Genomic DNA, 17,864 nt, shown 5'->3' with positions numbered 1-17,864 from the left:
ATGGTTCATCTCTGGGTCCGCGCCGAGCAGCGGCAGAACGAAGAGCGGGTCGGTCTGACCCCCGCCGGGGCCACCGCGCTGATCGCCAAAGGCTTTCAGGTCACCGTCGAGGAAAGCCCGGTGCGCGCTCTGCCCCTGCAGCCCTATCTCGACGTCGGCTGTACGCGCGCTGCGTACGCCAGCTGGCCCGATGCGCCGCCGGATGCGATCATCTTCGGCCTCAAGGAACTGCCCGAGGATGGCACCCCCCTGCCGCATCGCCACATCCTGTTCGGTCACGCCTACAAGGGCCAACCCGACGGCCCCGCCCTGCTGGCGCGGTTCAAGGCCGGGGGCGGCACGCTCTATGATCTGGAATCGCTGGTCGACGAGCGCGGTCGCCGCGTCGCCGCCTTTGGCTACTGGGCCGGGTTCGCCGGGGCCGGGGTCAGCGTCAAGGCCTGGGCGGCGCAGGATGCTGGCGGGATCTGCGCACCGGTCGCGCGCTATGCCGACAAGACCGCGATGATCGCCGCGCTTGCGCAAGAGCTGAACGGCCGCCGCCCGACCGCGCTGATCATCGGCGCGCTGGGCCGCGTCGGCACCGGGGCTGCCGATCTGTGCGAGGCGCTTGGCCTGCGCGTCACCCGTTGGGACATGGCCGAGACCGCCAGCGGCGGGCCGTTCCCCGAGGTTCTGGCGCATGATCTGTTCTTCAACTGCATCCTCGCCCGCCCCGGCTGCCCGGTCTTCGTGCCCGCCGATGCGGGCACGATGGACCGCCAGCTGCGCGTTATTGGCGATATCGCCTGTGACCCCGGCAGCGCCTATAACCCCGTGCCGGTCTATGACCGCGCGACCAGTTGGGCGGCCCCTGTGGTCCGCGTCCATGACGCGCCGCCGCTCGATGTTATGGCGATCGACAACCTGCCGTCCCTGCTGCCGATCGAAGCCTCCGAGGACTTCGCTGCGCAGCTTTTGCCGCACCTTCTGGCACTGGACGATCTGGAGCACGGTGTCTGGGGCCGCGCGCAAGCCGAATACACGCGTTTCACACGTTAAAAAGACAACCCTGCGGGGTTGTCCTTTTCCCGGATCGCAGGCATTCAGGACGGCTCGGCGCATTTTCGCCGGGCGTTACGCTGGATTGTTCCCATGTCAGCCCCTTCGACTATTCCCGTTCAAACCGGCTTTCTGCCGAATGCCCGCGCCGTTCTTGTGCTGGGCCTGCCGCTGATCGGTAGCCATGTCGCGCAATTCGCGCTGCATGTGACCGATACGATCATGCTTGGCTGGTACACCGTCACTGCCCTTGCTGCCGGAGCGCTGGGGGCAACCGTGTTCTTCGTGCTGTTCACGCTGGGCATGGGTTTTGCGCAGGCGGTGATGCCGATGGTGGCCTCGTCGGCGGCTTCGGGTCAGGATACCGAGGTGCGGCGCGTGACCCGCATGGGCATGTGGCTGTCGCTGTTCTATTCGGCGCTGGCGCTGCCCCTGTTCATTTTTTCGACGCCGCTGCTGGCCGCGCTGGGGCAAGACCCCGATGTGGCCGAGCAGTGCGGCAGCTATCTGGCCATCGTCGGGTTCGGTCTGGCCCCCGCACTGGTGGCGATGGTGCTCAAAAGCTATCTGGCGGCGCTGGGGCGCACGCAGGTGGTGTTCTGGGCGACGATCATCGGCGTTCTGGTCAACATCGGCGTCAACTGGCTGCTGATCTTTGGCAATTTCGGCTTTCCGGAAATGGGCGTTCGCGGTGCTGCTGTGGCCTCGGTGCTGGTGCAGATCGTCACCATGGGCGTGCTGCTGGTCTATGCCGTCACCCGCCCGTCGCTGAAGCACTACCAGCTGCTGGTGCGCTTCTGGCGGCCCGACTGGCAAGCGCTGCGGCAGGTGAATGCGCTGGGATTGCCGATCGGGCTTGCCATGCTGGCCGAGACGGGGCTTTTCGCCGCGTCGGCTGTGATGATGGGATGGCTGGGCAAGAACAGTCTGGCCGCGCATTCCATCGCGCTGGAGATCACGGCAATGTTCTTCATGGTCCATCTGGGCCTGTCGAACGCGGCGACGGTGATGGTCGGTCGTGCGCGCGGGCGAGGCGATGAGGCGGCGTTGCGCTCTGCGGCAAAGGCGTCGGTCATCCTGTCGCTGGGCTTTGCCACGCTGACCATGCTGATCTACTGGGTCTTCGCCGAGCACATGGTCGGTCTGTTCCTGAAACCCGACGAACCGCAACGCGCCGTCATCGTGCCGCTGGGCGTGACCCTGCTGATGGTCGCCGCGCTGTTCCAGCTGGCCGATTCGGGTCAGGTGGTGGCGATGGGCCTGTTGCGCGGGATTCAGGACACGCGGCAGCCGATGGTAATCGCGACGGTGGCCTATTGGCTGGTCGGTCTGCCCGCCGGGTATGCGTTGGGCTTCCTGACCGATCTGGGCGGCGTCGGTATCTGGCTGGGTCTGGTGGCCGGGCTGACCACCGCCGCGCTGGCGCTGCACGCGCGGTTCTGGCGCGCGATCTGACCGCGCAGCCAGTGGATCTGGCCCAGCAGCTCGGACAGCGGCTGGCAGCGCCGGATGTCGCGGATCATCTGCACATCGGCCCATAGCCCCCGCCACAGGCCCTGCTTGCTGGCTTTTGAGGGGCTGGCCACCCCCGGCCAGTCCACCACCGCGACGCGGTGGCCCTGCGCCCTGAGCGCGTGGTTCAGAAACACCTCGAACCCGAAGCGCGGCAGGCCGGGCAATGCCGGGGCGAGGGATTTGAGCAGATCGACAGACAGCACCCGCTCGCCGCTGATGTAATCGACCCCCAGCATGCGCCAGGTGCGGGGCGCGTTACCGCGCAGCGAGATCGTCGCCTCGGCCACGCCGCGCAGCACGGGACTGGCCAGGGCGGTGATGTCGCGCGCTGTGAGGCCCGTCAGGTCGGCATCGAGCAACAGCACGTGCTCGCCTTCAAGCCGGGCGATGCCCGCCGCCAGCGCCGCCGTCTTGCCGCCGTTGGGCGTGAGGCGCAGCACCTCGGCCCCGGCGCGCTCGGCCACACGCGCGGTGTCGTCGGTCGAGCCGTCATCGACGACCAGCAGCCGGTCTATCAGCGGATGGTCCTGCAGCGCGGCCAGCACGGCAGGCAGGCGCGCGCCCTCGTTCCACGCCGCGATGAGGCAGGTCAGGCGCGGGCTCATGCGGGCCTCTGCGCGCGGCGGAACCACCAGGTCAGCGCCACGACCGACAGCAGCGCGCCGATCAGCACGATCCGCGTCAGCCACGCATCGGCGCGGTCCCACGAATCGCCCAGCGCCCAGCCCAAACCCACAAGCGCGGCGCTTTTCGGCAGCGTCGCCAGCAGGTTCACCACCAGAAAGCGCCAGAACGGATAGCGCGCGGCCCCGGCAGCCGCCAACACCGCAAAGCCCATCGCATGTGTCAGCTTGCCGATCACCAGCAGCCGCCCACCGCCCGCGTGGATCTGATCGATCAACGCGGCCTGACGGTCGCGCGACAGCCCCAGCTTTTCCCGCCAGCGCTGCGGCACGCGCGGCCCGCCGTAGCGGCCAACGCCATAGAGCACCGCATCCCCGGCAACATCCGCGATCACCACGCACAGGAACACCGCCTGCACGACCATCACACCGCGCCCGGCCAGCCAGCCGCCCAGCACCGATACAATCGGTCCCTCGAGCACCGCCAAAGGGGCAAGGATCGCCAGTCCGTAATCGCTGACCAGCGTCATCAGGGTATCCGGGTTGATCATTCCGCTGCCGTGACCTCGCCCATCGCCGTGCCGCGCCACTCGAACCCACGGCGGGCGAAGGTGGCCAGCCACAGCGCCGGCAGCATCAGGTCGCGCAGTGGCAAAGCCACCAGATCGCGCCAGCTGCCCGGCCAGCCGCAACGGCGGATCAGCAGGGCCTCGGCCAGATACCAGATGCCCAGATAGCCCAGCGCCACCACAGGACCGCCCGCAACCAGTGCCAGCACCGTCGGCAGCGCCGCACCATTCGCCAGCTCGAATGCGAACAGCACCGGGAACCCGTCGCGCCGCACACGGCTCCAGCGCAGCTGCCGGTCCCAGACCGAGCGCAGACTGCGCTTGCCCACCGGTTGCGAGAACGGCATCGGGGTCAGCGTCACGCGCAGGCCCAGCCCGCGCACCATCTTGGTCGCGGTCGCATCCTCGGCCAGATATTCGCCCAGCGCGGCAAAGCCCCCGGCGCGGTCGATCAGCGCGCGGTTGACCAGCATCGTCTTGCCTTGGGTGAACCCGTTGCCGAGGCTGTCAATGGCCAGCTGTAACCGCGCCTGATTGGCGTTGAGCACGGCGCATTCCAGATGCCCGCCCCAGCCCTGCGGCCGTGTCCCCACGGCCGGCGACGAGACCAGCCCGGTCTGCGGTCCCCAAGCCGCCACAACGGTGGCAAGGTAGTCCGCAGGCAACAGCAGGTTGGCGTCGGCCATGCAGATCCAGTCGCTCGACGCAGCCTGCCAGCCCTTCCACAGATTGTTCAGCTTGGGATTGGCGGTGATCGCATCGTAGCCGATCAGCAGCTGCGCCGGGACGCGCGGGTTTGCCGCGATCAGCGCGCGCAGCACCGGCACGGCGGCGTCATCGGCGCTTTGCGCACAGAAGATCACCTCATAATCCGGGTAATCCTGCGCGAAGGAACTGGCCAGCGTCTCGGCGTCAAAAGCGTCCAGCCCATGCACCGGACGCAACAGCGTCACGCGCGGCTCTCCGATGCTGCGGGGCGCGGGGTGCGCAGGAGTGAGTCGCCGCAGCGTCAACAGCACGGTGAGCAGATGCACGATCAGCAGTCCGGCAGCGGCAAGGGAAAGAACCAGCAGCATGACTTACGCCTCGACCATATCGGGCACGGCGGGCTGCGAAGCCGCCACGGGTGCCGGAGCCGTCACCAGTTTGAGCGTGCCGTCGAAGGTCTCGATCAGCCCGGTCGCGCTGTCGACCCAGTCACCGCAATTGGCATAGGTCAGCCCGTGGTCACGGTGCAGGCCTGCAATATGGAAATGTCCGCAGATCACCCCGTCCAACCCCTCGGCCCGCGCCAGATCGACCAGTTTGCGCTCATGCTTGCGGCCTACATGCATCAGCGTGTTGAGCCAGGCCAGAAGCGCCTCGATCGAGCTTTTCGCCTCGCCGGGTGATTGCCGCGACAGGCGCTGCAGGCCTCGGTCCAACAAGCGTAGCATATGATCGATGCGGCTGCCGAGTCGCGTGAAGGCATGGGCGCGAAAGATCCGCGCATCGACCTTGTCGCCGTGAATCACCAGATAGCGCTTGCCGTCCGCCGCGTGATGGACGTGCTGGTCCTGCGCTGCGACCCGCGGCTGGGTGCCCGCGGGGGCACGCTCCGGGTAGGGATCGTGGTTGCCGCGCAGATAGATCAGCTGCGCCCCTTCGGCCTGCCGGGCGTTCAGGTGGTCGATGACGGCCTGATCATCGGCGCTCCAGTGCGGCAACAGCGGCTGCCACTGGTCCAGGACATCGCCGACAAGGACATAGGTCTCGGCCCGGTGCGCGCGCAGGAAACCCAGCGCCCGTGCGGGTTGCGCGCCCAGCGCCCCAAGATGCAGGTCTGAAACGAACAAGGTTCGACAAACGCGCGGCGAAAAATTCGAGGAGTGGCGATCAGACATCGGAAACCTGCGAAACGCTTCGGTACCACGAGCATTGCCAAGCCTAGGCCACATCTGGATGACATTTCGATGTCGTTTCTGCAACGCAGCGGAATTCCGCTGTCACAATCCCGAAACGTGCTGGCCCGAAACGTGCTGGCCCGAAACGCACCGGGTCTTGCCTGAAACACCAAAGGCCCGGGCAATAACGCCCGGGCCTTTGAGGAAAGTGGTGAGCCGGATAGGGATCGAACCTATGGCCAACTGATTAAAAGTCAGTTGCTCTACCGCTGAGCTACCGGCCCACATTGCGAGGCTAAGTAGAAAGAACTCGCGCCGGGGTCAAGGCGTAAGATGTCATTTTTTTTCGCGACCTTGTCGGCAAGTGCGACGCGACGCGGCGTTGCCCCGGCTTTAACCCCAGCACACTCAGCCTGCGGTCAACATATAGCCCTCTCCACGCACGGTTTGCAGATACCGCGGACGGCGAGGATCCAGCTCTATTTTCCGGCGCAATCGCGTGATCTGAACGTCCACCGCCCGCTCTTGCGCGATTTCTCCGCCCAGACCGCGATCCCGACCCAGCTGATCGACCAGCGCTTCACGGCTGACCACCTGACCGTGCCGCGCAGCAAGGATGCGCATCAGGGCTGATTCGGTCTGCGTCAGACGCACCGGCTCCTGCCCGTCGCGCAACTCGCCGGTCTCAATCTCATAGCGCAACCGGCCCAACATCAACATCTGCGGCGCGTCAGCCCCGGCTTCGGGCCGGGGGGCCCGGCGCAGAATGGCGTTGATGCGCAGCACCAGCTCGCGGGGCTCGAACGGCTTGGCGATATAGTCATCCGCCCCGGCCTCGAAGCCGGTGATGCGATCCTTGGCCTCACCGCGCGCGGTCAGCAGGATCACCGGCGTCGCCATCGCACCGCGCAGCCATTGCGTCAGCGCCACACCGTCCTCACCCGGCATCATCACATCCAGAACGATGAGATCAAAGGCCAGCCCGCTCAGCAAGCGCCGCGCCTGCGCGGCATCGCGCGCGGCGGTGACCATGAAGCCCTGCTTGACCAGATAGCGCTTGAGCAACTCGCGGATGCGTTCGTCGTCATCGACGATCAACAGATGGGCGGGCGTGTCGCTCATGATTTGCCATCCTTCATCGCCTGATACTGGGCACGGATCGACTCGTCCATCATGGCCTCCAGCACCTGACGGAACCCGGCCACAGCCTGCGGTCCGGCGGCGCGATACGCCGCACGCATCCGCGCACGCTGCGCTTCAGACAGCTGGCGCTCCAGTTCCGCCCCGGCGGTGGTGAGATAGAGATTGCGCTCTCGCCGGTCTTCACGACCGACACGGGATTCCACCAGCCCGTCCTCGATCAGCGTGCGCAGCACCCGGTTCAGCGACTGCTTGGTGACCCCCAGCACCGACAACAGGTTGTTCACTGTCGTGCCACGCGATCGGTTGATGAAATGCAGCGCGCGGTGATGCGCGCGCCCGTAAGACAGATCAGCCAGAATGCGGTCGGGATCAGCGGTGAATCCACGGTAGGCAAAGAACATCGCCTCGATGCCCTTGCGCAGCTGCTCGTCGGTCAGGAAAAGCAGGTTCTCGCCACCCGTCGTCCCGCCCGTCATACCGTCGGCCATCATCTGTGTTTACCCCCGCAACCGACCCGGAACCGGGCCAGGTTCGTTTTATGTCAGCGTTATTGACTTTCCAAGAATCAATTGTTAGCAAATCGACCAGTTTGCGCAATATAATGTCCTTATCGGTCCTTTGTCGCGCAATTTTCGAAAACGCGCAGCAGGGGGAGAGAGCCATGGCCGGCGCCTATGATGACAGAGACGGCTACATCTGGATGGACGGCACCCTTGTGCCATGGCGCGATGCCAAAGTGCATATCCTCACCCACGCGATGCACTATGCCTCGTCGGTCTTCGAGGGCGAGCGCTGCTATAACGGCAAGATCTTCAAAAGCCGCGAACACTCGGCCCGGCTGATCGAATCCGGGCGGCTGCTGGATATGACGGTGCCCTATTCGGTCGATCAGATCGAAGAGGCGAAATACGCCATGCTCAAGGCAAACGGCTGGACCGACGCCTATGTGCGCGCGGTTGCCTGGCGCGGCGCGGGCGAGGATATGGGCGTCTCGGCCTCGCGCAATCCGGTGCGGATGGCTGTCGCGGGCTGGGAATGGGGCGCCTATTACGGCGACGCGAAGTGGCAGGGCGCCAAGCTCGACATCGCCAAATGGAAACGCCCGTCGCCGGAGACGATCCCTACCGCGGCCAAGGCCGCCGGGCTCTACATGATCTGCACCATGTCCAAACACGCCGCCGAAGCCAAAGGCTGCTCGGATGCGCTGTTCATGGACTATCGCGGCTATGTGGCCGAGGCGACCGGGGCCAATGTGTTCTTCGTCAAGGACGGCGTGGTCCACACGCCGCTGGCCGACGCCTTCCTGAACGGCATCACCCGCCAGACGGTCATCGCCATGCTCAAGGACATGGGCCTGAGCGTCGAAGAACGCCACATCATGCCTGAAGAACTTGGCACCTTCTCGGAATGCTGGCTGACCGGCACCGCCGCCGAAGTCACGCCTGTGGGCCAGATCGGCGACTACCATTTCCAGGTCGGCGACCTTACCCGCAAGGTGTCTGACACCTACGAGGCGCTGGTCCGTAGCTGACCTGTTGGAAGTGGGGGGCCAGCCCCCCACACCCCCCCGCCAAAGGGGGCGCACGCGCCCCCTTTGGAAACCCCCTGTGGATATTTAGAGACAGAAAATGAGGCACGGTTAACGAAACCTTACCTCACTCTATTTTCTGTCCTTAAATATCCTCGGGGGTGAATTCGGCGTCAGCCGAAGAGGGGGTCCGAGGACCCCCTTTACCCGCGCGAAGCGCTCATAGGCATGCGGCGTTAGCCGCTCAATGAGATCACAGGACGGTCGCGATCGCCTTGGCGACACGCGGAATGCTCTGTTCGGTCAGCCCGGCCATGTTCAACCGCCCGCCGCCGACGATATAGACGCCGAATTCCTCGCGCAGGCGGGTAATCTGCGCCTCGGAGCCGCCCAAGATCGAGAACATCCCGCGTTGATCGGCCAGAAACCCGAAGCGGTCCGAGCCGCAGGCATCGCGTAGCGCGGTGGCGAGCAGGCGGCGCAGGCGGTTCATCCGGTCGCGCATTTCGGTCAGCTCATCGTCCCACTGCGCCCGCAGCGCCGGGTCAGACAGGATCTCGGTCACCACCCGCGCGCCATGGTCCGGCGGGAAGCTGATCGACTGGCGGTTCAGCACTTCCAGCGTGCCCTGCACCAGTGCGCGCTCCCCCTCGGGACAGATAACCAGACAGCAGCCCGCGCGGTCGCGGTACAGGCCGAAGTTCTTCGAGGCTGACGACACGACGATCATCCGCTCCATTTGCCGCGCCAGCGTGCGAAGACCTGCGGCGTCTTCGTCCAGCCCGTCGCCAAAGCCCTGATACGCGATGTCGATAAACGGCATCACGCCCTTGGCCTGGCAGAACGCCGCCACAGCCGCCCAGTCATCCGCCGACAGATCGGCTCCGGTCGGGTTGTGGCAGCACCCATGCAGCAAGAGCACATCGCCGGGCTGCGCCGCGTCAAGATCCGCCCACATGCCCGCACGGTCGATGGTGCCGGTCTCGGCATCATAATAGCGATAGGTCTTGAACGCTGTACTCGCGGCCTTGGCCAGCGCGTAATGGTTGGGCCAGGTCGGCGTCGAGATCCAGATGGTCGAGCCCGGGCTGGCTGCATGGATCAGATCCATCCCCAGCTTCACCCCCGCCGTGCCGCCGGTCGTCGTGCTGCCCGCCAGCCGCGCCGCCGGAACAGCGTCGCCCAGCACCAAGCCGGCGACCGCTGCGCGAAACGCCGGATCGCCTGACAGCGTGGTGTAGCTTTTGGTGTCCTGCTCGTCGACCAGCCGCTGTTCGGCGGCCTTGACCGCGCGCATCACCGGTGTCGCACCTTGCGGGTCTTTGTAGACCCCCAGCCCCAGATCGACTTTCTCGGCCCGCGTATCCTCGCGGTACATCATCATCACATGCAGGATCGGATCGGCGGCGGGGGCAGGCAGGCTCTGGAACATGTCAGCTCTTTCAGAGAAGCGGTTGCAGAAACACATGGTCGCTTTCCAGCACGGTCGAGCGCACTTCGGTGCTGACCGGCGAAAAGCCCATGCGTTGGTATTGCGCCAGCGCGCGGGGGTGGTCCAGCGTGCAGGTGTTGACGGTCATCTTGCGCGTGCCGGGCAGCGACCAGCCGGTCAGGACCGCGGTCTTGAGCAGCCATGTGCCCTGCCCCGTGCCAACCGCCTCAGGCACCAGCCCGAAATAGGCCAGCTCGCAAACACCCGCCTCGCGGCTGTCGAGCATGAAGAAGCCCTGCGGCCAGCCCTTGCCCATCAGCGTGTAGATCGCGACATCCGGGTGCTGAATCCACGCTTGCAAATCCTCGCGCGGCATCTTGTGCCGTTCGGTCCAGGCATAGTCGCGCCCCACCGCGTCATAGAGCGACAGGAACCACCACCATGGCGGATCGAAAGCGCGGATCAGCGCGCCGTCATGGGCGACGGGCTGGTGCGGCCAGTCGTAATCGGGCCGCTTGTCCATCTCCAGCCAGGTCACCCGGTAGTCGATGCTGTCACCAGCCTTGCAGTCAATCATCTCAGCCCTTCTCGACCTTGAGGTCGGGATACATGCCCCATTCGCTCCACGAACCATCATAGAGCGCGTGGTTGCGATGGCCGACAATCTCCAGCGCCAGGCTGAGGATCGCCGCCGTCACGCCCGAACCGCAGGTGGTGATCACCGGGCGGTCCAGATCGATCCCGGCTGCGACCAGCGCGGCGCGCAGCGCGTCGGGCTCTTTCATCGTACCATCGGGGTTCTGCAGCTCAGGGAACGGCAGGTTCTTCGAGTTGGGGATATGGCCCGCGCGCAAACCGGCACGCGGTTCTTCCACCTCACCGCGGAACCGTTCGGCGGCGCGGGCGTCAAGGATCTGCCAGTCGCCCAGCTTCGAGGCCGAGGCCACCTGGCTGACATCCTTGACCAGATTGGCCATGCGGGTGACCGTGATATGGCGATCGCGCACCATGGTCGGCATGTCCTCGGTCGGGCGGCCTTCGGCCTTCCACTTGGGCAAACCGCCGTCCAGCACGGCCACATCCATCTTGCCCATCAGCCGGAAAGTCCACCACACCCGCGGGGCCGACCGCACACCGACGGAATCGTAGATCACCACCTGATGCCCGTCACCGATGCCCATGGCGCGCATGCGGCTGACGAATTTCTCGGGCGGCGGGGCCATATGCGGAAGCGACGAGCGCTGGTCGGAAATTTCGTCGATGTCAAAGAACCGCGCGCCGGGGATGTGCTCGGCGTCATACTCGGCCCGGCCATCACGCCCGGTGCCCGGCATGTGCCAGGACCCGTCGATGATGCGCAGATCGGGGTCATCCATATGCGCCGCCAGCCATTCGGTGGACACCAGCGTGCGGGGATCATCAATCGGCATGCGGTCACTTCCTTGCAAGAACTCGCACAACGGATAGCGTTTGCGGGGTAGGTCAGGCAAGGGCATTGACCGGCCTTTATGGCGCCGTGTCAGCCTTCGCGGCCATAGAAGCCCAGGCGTTCTTCGGGTGAAAACACCACGCCGGGACGCGGATAATACGAAAACACGGTGATCACGCGGTCTGTGCTGCCCTCGACCGGAGTGACACAATGCGGCGTGTTGCGGCCTTTGAACACGTTCAGGGTGCCGGGCGACAGGCGCAGGGTCTGCATCAACGGGTCTTCGCCGCGCAGCAGCCGGGCGACGCCGTCATGGTTGGGGTTATCGTCGCTGCGCAGGTCGGTGTGATAGAGGAACTCGCCGCCACCCTCAGGCGCTTGCAGCAGGATCGTGGTGGTGAAATCCGAACGGTCAAAGTGCCAGTTGAGCCGCTCGCCGGTGCGGTAGGTCATGACGTTGACCCGCGCCAAGGGGTCGAGCATCGGGAACAGCGCGGGCAGCTCCATCGCGGCGGCCAGAAACACCTGAAACGGTGCCCATTCGTAGATCCACACCGGCACCGATTGCGGCATCTGGTCGGCACAAAGAGTATGGCTCGCCGTCTCAACCTTGCGCAGGGCAGGGTGGTCGTCAGGCAGGCCGGGCACCGACGGTTTGAAATAGATGTTGTGGCTGCGCTTATGGGTGAAGGCCTGCGGCATCAGGGGGGTGATTTCGGCCATGGCGCGGGTCAGGGCGGCTTGGGTCACAAAGCCCGGCAGGCTGAACATGCCGTCGGCGGCCAGCTGTGCGCGGCAGTGATCGACAAGAGCGTGCCATTCGGGCGAGCCGGGGCGGTCGAGTGGGTAGCGGTCAAGGTCGAGGATATCGCGCATGGGGCAGGCCTTTCTTGGTCAGCCCCGATGATTTGCCGCAATCCTCTTGCCTGCAACGGCAGAAATTGTGATCCTGACTTAGCTGATCTAAGGCAACGCCATGAACCTTCCCCCTCTCAACGCCCTGCGCGCCTTCGAGGCTGCGGCCCGCAATGGCGGCTATGTCGCGGCGGCAGGCGAGTTGGGCGTCACCCCCGCCGCCGTCAGCCAGCAGGTGCGGCGGCTGGAAGACCACCTTGGCCGCCGCCTGTTCACCCGCCACAACAACCGCGTCACGCTGACCGATGCCGGGCAGGCGATCTATGCCGAAACCGCCCGCGCGCTGGGGGATCTGTCGCAGATGGCCGAGCGCGCGCAGGGCGGGCGGGTGCAGGGGCGGCTGGTGGTCAGCTGCCTGCCCTCATTGGCCGAGGCGTGGCTGCTGCCCCGCCTGCAACCCGATGGCCCGCTGATCGACCTGCGGCTTGAGGCGGACCCGGTGGCCTTCGCCCGCGACGGCATCGACCTGCGGCTGAGCTATGGCGATGCGCTCTATCCCGATCTGGCCACGCAACCGCTGTTCCGTGATGCCGTGCAGCCGCTGGCTGCGCCCTCGCTGGCTGCGCACTGGCCCGACCTGCCCGACGACCGGCTGATCCACACCGACTGGGGCGCGGGTTTCGCTTCGCACCCCACATGGCGCGACTGGCTGACAGCGCACGCGCCCGACCGCCCGCAACCCGCGCCCGGATCAGGCCACCGCATCGGCGGGTCGTTCCTGGCGCTGGACATGGCGCGGCGTGGGTTGGGCGTGGCGCTGGGTCAGCGCGCGCTGGCCGCACCGATGATTGCCGCCGGTGATCTGGTCGCCCTGTCGCCCCAGTCCCTGCCGCTGGGCCACGCCTATGTCGCCATCCACCCGCACGCCAAATCCCGCAAACCGGCGCTCAAACGGATGCTGGCGCTGCTGATCCAGCCGCGTTAGGGAAGGCTTCATGCGACAAACCCTGACCGAAATCTACGACAGCCGCATCGCCGACGGCTCGATCCACCCCGACGCCGCCCAGCGCGCCTTGCTGCCCGCGCTGGAAGAGCGCCGGGTGTTTCTGGAAACGCCGGTGAAGAAGTCCCTGCTGGGCGGTTTGTTCAAGAAAGCGCCCGAAGGCCCCAAGGGTCTGTACCTGTGGGGCGGGGTCGGGCGCGGCAAATCCATGGTGATGGATCTGTTCGAGAAATCGGTCGACATTCAGGCCAAGCGCCGGGTGCATTTCCATGCCTTCATGCAGGAAATCCACCACGGCATGCATGAAGCGCGCAAGACCGGCGTCGATGACGCGCTGGCCCCGGTTGCGCAGCGGGTGGCGTCCGAGGTGCGGCTGCTGGCGTTTGACGAGATGCAGATCACTGACATTACCGATGCGATGATCGTGGGGCGGCTGTTCCAGATGCTGATGGCGGAGGGTGTGGTGATCGTCACCACCTCGAACCGCCCGCCCGAGGATCTGTACAAGAACGGGCTGAACCGCGCGCTGTTCCTGCCGTTCATCGAGTTGCTGCGCGAAAAGATGGACGTGGTCGCGCTGAAAAGTGAGACCGATTACCGCCAGCATCGGCTGACCGGCCAGCAGGTCTATTTCCACCCCGCCGGGGCCGAGGCCCGCGCCAAGATCAACGCCCTGTGGGACGAGTTGACCGGCCATGCCGAGGGCACGCCACTGGTGTTCGAGGTGCAGGGCCGCAAGGTCGACGTGCCGCGCCACCACAACGCTGTCGCGCGTGCCGGGTTCTGGGATCTCTGCGGACGCCCCTTGGGGCCTGCGGACTATCTGGCGCTGGCCAGCCGGGTGCGGGTGCTGATCCTTGAGGATATTCCGCAGCTGTCAGCCTCGAACTACAACGAGGCCAAGCGCTTCGTCACGCTGATCGACGCGCTCTATGAGGCCAAGGTCCGCCTGATCGCCAGCGCGGCGGATGAGCCCGAGCAGCTTTACGGCGAGGGTGCCGGATCGTTTGAGTTCGAGCGCACGGCCAGCCGCCTGCGTGAGATGCAGGCGGCTGACTGGGGCAGCGAGGGTTAGGGCGCGACCGCTTTCATCTCGCGCTCGATCCGGGCGAATTGCTTGGCCCGGGTTTCGCTTTGCGTACGCGGACGCTGTTGCAGAAGCTTGCTGGCAGCACTGGGCTGCGCGCTGCGTTCAACTGCGACGAAATGCGCCAACCGCGACGACGATGCGCCCCGGTCATGGTCGAGGGGATGCTTGGACATGGAAACCTCCTGTTGCGACCTGTTCGGAGCGTGAGCCTAGCGCCTTCGCGGCCACAGGTCACGCCGCAGCTGCAAAGGCTTCTCGCTGCGCCAGCACAGCGCGCAGCACCACGTCCAGCGGCGTCGGCTGGAAATCGGGCAGAAGCGCTGCCATCCGCGCGCCGGACAGCCGGTGCGGCGTGTTGTAGAGATAGCGCATCTCGGACAGCTCCCGGCCCAGCTCCCAGAACGGCGCGGCCAGTCTGAGGCCCCACCACGGGAACCCGCCCAGCCGCAGGCCGCGCCCGGTCAGCCGCTCCAGCGCATTTTTCAGCTCGACGGCAGAGAAGGTCTGCCCTTCAAGCGGCACGTCGCAAAAGGCGGGCAGTTCCGCCCGTTTCTGCGCCAGCATCACCCCGGCACGGGCCATATCCGGCAGATAGGCATGGGCGCGCGGCGTATCCGGTTTGCCCGGCGCGGTGACGATGCCTTTGTCGAACTTGTTCAGATAAAGGTAGTCCATCACGGAATCATCGGCCATCGGATCAATGAAATCCCCCGCCCGGATGATGATCGTGCGCACGCCTTCGCTGCGATAGCGCGCCTCGGCCTCGACCCGCAGACGGCCCTTGCGCGACACTGGGCGCTGCGGGGTGTTTTCATCCCACGGGCCGGGCTGAATGCCGAAGTTATACACATTGCCCGGAAACAGCACCGTCGCCCCCGAGGCTTTGGCCGCCGGGATCACCTGCGTGGTGATGGCGGGCAGGATGGTGTCCCAGTCATGATAGTTGGGCGGGTTCAACCCGTTGACGATCACGTCGCAGCCTTGGGCGGCGGCGTTCATGTCGGTGCCGCGGGTATAGGCGCGGGTCTGCCAGCCAGCGGCCTGAAACGCGGCGGTGAAGTTGCGACCGATCTTGCCACGGGCGCCGAGGATAAGGGCGGTTTGGGTCATGGTATCTCTCCTTTTTTCTGCCCCCACTCTGCGCCGCGTCGCCGCTAAATAAAATTGCATGTCTTTGCATGTCATGTATTCATAATTGAATGGATACGCACGCCGCCCTCGACTGGTCTCTGGTGCAGGCCTTTCTGGCTGTTGCCGAAACCGGCAGCCTGTCCGCCGCCGCGCGCCGCCTTGGCCGCAGCCAGCCGACGCTGGGCCGCCAGATCCGCGCGCTTGAGGATCAGCTGGGCAGCCCGCCGTTCCAGCGCCAGCCGCGCGGGCTGGATCTGAGCGAGACGGGGCAAACCCTGCTGGACCCGGCGCGGGCGATGCGCACGGCGGCGAATGCGATGGCGCTGGCCGCCGCCGGACGCGAAGAGCGGCTTGAAGGGACGGTGCGTATCACCGCCTCGGTCGCCGTCTCGGTCTGGCACCTGCCCGCGATCATTGCGCAGATCCGGCAAGCCGAGCCGCGCATTGCGATCGAGATCGTGCCCTCGGATCATTCCTCGAACCTGCTGTACCGCGAAGCCGATATCGCCATCCGCATGTACCGCCCGACCCAACAGGATCTGGTCACGCGGCATCTGGGCGACACCGCCATCGCCGCCTTTGCCGCGAAAAGCTATCTTGAGCGGCGCGGCGTGCCGCACAGCCCGGAGGATATGGCGCAGCATGATCTGATCGGCTTTGACCGTGAGACCTTGCTGCTCGACGGCATGCGCGCGCTGGGCATCCCGGCCCGGCGCGAGATGTTCGCGCTGCGCACCGATGATGTGGCGACGGGCTGGGCGCTGTTGCAGGCCGGCTGTGGCATCGGTTTTGCCCAGCGCAGCCTTGGCCAGCGTGATTCGTTGCTGCAAGAGCTGTCGTTCGGCGTGCCCATGCCCACACTGCCCGTTTGGCTGACCGCGCATGAGGCCATGCGCCACACCCCGCGCGTCCGTCGGGTCTGGGATTTGCTGGCCGAGGCTCTGGTGCCCGCGATGGAGCTCAGCCGCGGATAAGCGTCAGCGAGCCGCCCCAGAACACCAGCAAGTCCAGCACATACCCGATGCGCGCCGTTTCGGTGGCACAGAAGGCGGGCTTGGCCACCGCCGCGTGGACCGGGGCGTAGATCTGTTCCAACCCCTGATCGTCCATCCCGATCTGGTCCATGACAGCATCCATCGCCGCCGACATCAGCAAGAACGGTGCCGCCGCGTCATAGGGGCCGGGGCAGTTCGACGCGGCGACCTGCGCCTGCACCAGCATCCGCAACAGATGCTCGGCCTGGCCCGCGGGCAAGGCGGGGATGACGGCGGGGCGGATGGTCGCCTCTTGCGCCCGGGCCACGGCGGGCAGACCTGCGGACAGGATCACGACGGCAAGCAAGGTTCTGAACACAGGGCGCGGCCTTTGCGGCAAAGGATCGCGCGACGATAGCACAGCCACGCCCCCGCCCCTGCACACGAAAACCGGCGCAAGCTTGACCGCACGGCAGAGGCGCGCTACGCCGCTCACGCATCCGTCAATCAGGAGTTCCCCGTGGCCAATCCTTCCCTCCTCATCCTCGCCGGCGACGGCATCGGTCCCGAAGTCATGGCCGAGGTGAAGAAGATCATCGCCTGGATGGGCGACAAGCGCGGCGTCACCTTTGACGTCAGCGAGGATCTCGTCGGGGGCTGCGCCTATGACGTGCACGGCACGCCGCTGGCCGATGCGACGATGGCGAAGGCCCAGGAAGTCGACGCCGTTCTGCTGGGGGCCGTCGGTGGCCCGCAGTATGACGAGCTGCCCTTCGCGGTGAAGCCCGAGCGTGGACTGCTGCGTCTGCGCAAGGAAATGGACCTGTTCGCCAACCTGCGCCCCGCGCAGTGCTTTGACGCGCTGGCCGATTTCAGCAGCCTGAAGAAAGACGTCGTGGCCGGTCTGGACATCATGATCGTGCGCGAACTGACCTCGGGCGTGTATTTCGGCGAGCCGCGCGGCATCTTCACCGAAGGCAATGAGCGCGTCGGCATCAACACCCAGCGTTACACCGAAAGCGAAATCGCCCGCGTCGCGCGTTCCGCGTTCGAGCTGGCCCGCAAGCGCGGCAACAAGGTCTGCTCGATGGAGAAGGCCAACGTCATGGAATCCGGCGTGTTGTGGCGTCAGGTCGTGACCGAGATCCACGACAAGGAATACCCCGACGTCGCCCTGTCGCATATGTACGCCGACAACGGCGCGATGCAGCTGGTGCGCAATCCCAAGCAGTTTGACGTCATCGTCACCGACAACCTGTTCGGCGATCTGCTGTCTGACGCGGCGGCGATGCTGACCGGTAGCCTCGGCATGCTGCCCTCGGCCAGCCTGGGCGCGCCGATGGCCAATGGCCGCCCGAAAGCGCTGTACGAGCCGGTGCACGGTTCGGCCCCCGACATTGCCGGTCAGGCCAAGGCGAACCCGATCGCTTGTATCCTCAGCTTCGCCATGGCGCTGCGCTATTCCTTCGACATGGGCGACGAAGCAGCCCGCGTTGAAGCGGCGGTCGAGAAGGTTCTCGCGGACGGCGTACGCACCGGCGATCTGATGGGGCCTGAGGGCGGCACCCCGGTGACCACCTCGGAAATGGGCGCGGCGATCATCGCGGCGATGGACGCCAGCCTCTGAGTACCTCCAGCTTTCGTGAAC

19 protein-coding genes, 1 tRNA gene and 1 pseudogene are annotated in these 17,864 nt (G+C 65.9%); 7 read left to right on the top strand and 14 right to left on the bottom strand.

The window, feature by feature from the left end:
* Positions 1-1,041, top strand: coding sequence for a saccharopine dehydrogenase (locus EAE28_RS12125; RefSeq protein WP_127106552.1), 1,041 nt, complete (start codon positions 1-3; stop codon positions 1,039-1,041).
* A gap of 93 nt (positions 1,042-1,134) precedes the next feature.
* Positions 1,135-2,496, top strand: a complete 1,362-nt coding sequence (locus tag EAE28_RS12120; RefSeq protein WP_127106550.1) for an MATE family efflux transporter — start codon at positions 1,135-1,137, stop codon at positions 2,494-2,496.
* A gap of 458 nt (positions 2,497-2,954) precedes the next feature.
* On the opposite strand, the pseudogene EAE28_RS24210 reads toward EAE28_RS12120, so the two are convergent.
* From EAE28_RS24210 to EAE28_RS12085, 7 genes and pseudogenes are all read right to left on the bottom strand, one after another.
* A pseudogene (locus EAE28_RS24210) lies at positions 2,955-3,161 on the bottom strand (glycosyltransferase family 2 protein); the annotation flags it as partial.
* Complete coding sequence (locus tag EAE28_RS12110; protein WP_127106549.1) at positions 3,158-3,730, bottom strand: DedA family protein; 573 nt, start codon at positions 3,728-3,730, stop codon at positions 3,158-3,160. The gene EAE28_RS12110 and the pseudogene EAE28_RS24210, both read right to left, overlap by 4 nt.
* Positions 3,727-4,818, bottom strand: coding sequence for a ceramide glucosyltransferase (locus tag EAE28_RS12105; protein ID WP_127106765.1), 1,092 nt, complete (start codon positions 4,816-4,818; stop codon positions 3,727-3,729). Before EAE28_RS12105 ends, EAE28_RS12110 begins: the two co-directional genes overlap by 4 nt.
* A 9-nt stretch (positions 4,819-4,827) precedes the next feature.
* Positions 4,828-5,631, bottom strand: a complete 804-nt coding sequence (locus tag EAE28_RS12100; RefSeq protein WP_127106547.1) for a UDP-2,3-diacylglucosamine diphosphatase — start codon at positions 5,629-5,631, stop codon at positions 4,828-4,830.
* 209 nt (positions 5,632-5,840) lie between these two features.
* A tRNA-Lys gene (locus EAE28_RS12095) sits at positions 5,841-5,915 on the bottom strand.
* A gap of 124 nt (positions 5,916-6,039) precedes the next feature.
* Positions 6,040-6,753 (bottom strand): response regulator, encoded by a 714-nt coding sequence (locus tag EAE28_RS12090; protein WP_127106545.1) that lies wholly within the window; start codon positions 6,751-6,753, stop codon positions 6,040-6,042.
* Entirely contained in the window at positions 6,750-7,262 is a 513-nt protein-coding gene (locus EAE28_RS12085; protein WP_164736625.1) for a MarR family winged helix-turn-helix transcriptional regulator, read from the bottom strand. The genes EAE28_RS12090 and EAE28_RS12085 overlap by 4 nt, the downstream gene beginning before the upstream one ends.
* Before the next feature lie 173 nt (positions 7,263-7,435).
* On the opposite strand from EAE28_RS12085, the gene EAE28_RS12080 reads away from it, so the two are divergent.
* Positions 7,436-8,305: a branched-chain amino acid aminotransferase gene (locus EAE28_RS12080; protein ID WP_127106543.1), complete on the top strand. Its 870-nt coding sequence runs from the start codon at positions 7,436-7,438 to the stop codon at positions 8,303-8,305.
* Positions 8,306-8,555: 250 nt separating this feature from the next.
* Here the strand turns inward: EAE28_RS12080 and EAE28_RS12075 are convergent, their stop codons facing one another.
* From EAE28_RS12075 to EAE28_RS12060, 4 genes are all read right to left on the bottom strand, one after another.
* Positions 8,556-9,734: an amino acid aminotransferase gene (locus EAE28_RS12075; protein ID WP_127106542.1), complete on the bottom strand. Its 1,179-nt coding sequence runs from the start codon at positions 9,732-9,734 to the stop codon at positions 8,556-8,558.
* 10 nt (positions 9,735-9,744) lie between these two features.
* Entirely contained in the window at positions 9,745-10,311 is a 567-nt protein-coding gene (locus EAE28_RS12070) for a GNAT family N-acetyltransferase (RefSeq protein ID WP_127106540.1), read from the bottom strand.
* 1 nt (position 10,312) lies between these two features.
* Complete coding sequence (sseA, locus tag EAE28_RS12065) at positions 10,313-11,164, bottom strand: 3-mercaptopyruvate sulfurtransferase (RefSeq protein ID WP_127106538.1); 852 nt, start codon at positions 11,162-11,164, stop codon at positions 10,313-10,315.
* A gap of 89 nt (positions 11,165-11,253) precedes the next feature.
* Positions 11,254-12,039 carry a HalD/BesD family halogenase gene (locus EAE28_RS12060; protein WP_127106536.1) on the bottom strand — a complete coding sequence of 262 codons (786 nt, stop codon included), beginning with the start codon at positions 12,037-12,039 and terminating at the stop codon, positions 11,254-11,256.
* Between the two features lie 100 nt (positions 12,040-12,139).
* On the opposite strand from EAE28_RS12060, the gene EAE28_RS12055 reads away from it, so the two are divergent.
* Together EAE28_RS12055 and zapE are read left to right on the top strand one after the other, a co-directional pair.
* Positions 12,140-13,003 (top strand): LysR family transcriptional regulator, encoded by an 864-nt coding sequence (locus EAE28_RS12055; protein ID WP_127106534.1) that lies wholly within the window; start codon positions 12,140-12,142, stop codon positions 13,001-13,003.
* A 10-nt stretch (positions 13,004-13,013) separates the two neighbouring features.
* Entirely contained in the window at positions 13,014-14,096 is a 1,083-nt protein-coding gene (gene zapE, locus EAE28_RS12050) for a cell division protein ZapE (protein ID WP_127106532.1), read from the top strand.
* Here the strand turns inward: zapE and EAE28_RS12045 are convergent.
* Positions 14,093-14,284, bottom strand: a complete 192-nt coding sequence (locus EAE28_RS12045; protein WP_127106530.1) for a hypothetical protein — start codon at positions 14,282-14,284, stop codon at positions 14,093-14,095. The two genes, zapE and EAE28_RS12045, sit on opposite strands and share 4 nt — an antisense overlap.
* Before the next feature lie 58 nt (positions 14,285-14,342).
* Positions 14,343-15,221, bottom strand: coding sequence for a Rossmann-fold NAD(P)-binding domain-containing protein (locus tag EAE28_RS12040; protein ID WP_127106528.1), 879 nt, complete (start codon positions 15,219-15,221; stop codon positions 14,343-14,345).
* Positions 15,222-15,310: 89 nt separating this feature from the next.
* Between EAE28_RS12040 and EAE28_RS12035 the strand changes: the two genes are divergently transcribed.
* Positions 15,311-16,216 (top strand): LysR family transcriptional regulator, encoded by a 906-nt coding sequence (locus tag EAE28_RS12035; RefSeq protein WP_127106526.1) that lies wholly within the window; start codon positions 15,311-15,313, stop codon positions 16,214-16,216.
* On the opposite strand, the gene EAE28_RS12030 is transcribed toward EAE28_RS12035, so the two are convergent.
* Complete coding sequence (locus tag EAE28_RS12030; RefSeq protein ID WP_127106524.1) at positions 16,203-16,595, bottom strand: hypothetical protein; 393 nt, start codon at positions 16,593-16,595, stop codon at positions 16,203-16,205. The two genes, EAE28_RS12035 and EAE28_RS12030, sit on opposite strands and share 14 nt — an antisense overlap.
* Positions 16,596-16,736: 141 nt before the next feature.
* Between EAE28_RS12030 and leuB the strand changes: the two genes are divergently transcribed.
* Positions 16,737-17,843: a 3-isopropylmalate dehydrogenase gene (gene leuB / locus EAE28_RS12025; protein WP_127106522.1), complete on the top strand. Its 1,107-nt coding sequence runs from the start codon at positions 16,737-16,739 to the stop codon at positions 17,841-17,843.
* Positions 17,844-17,864 lie beyond the last annotated feature (21 nt).

This window comes from Pararhodobacter zhoushanensis (assembly GCF_003990445.1).
Lineage (GTDB): Bacteria > Pseudomonadota > Alphaproteobacteria > Rhodobacterales > Rhodobacteraceae > Pararhodobacter > Pararhodobacter zhoushanensis.
The sequence above is the reverse complement of the archived record's forward strand: the minus strand, read 5'-3'. Positions and strand labels throughout refer to the sequence as shown.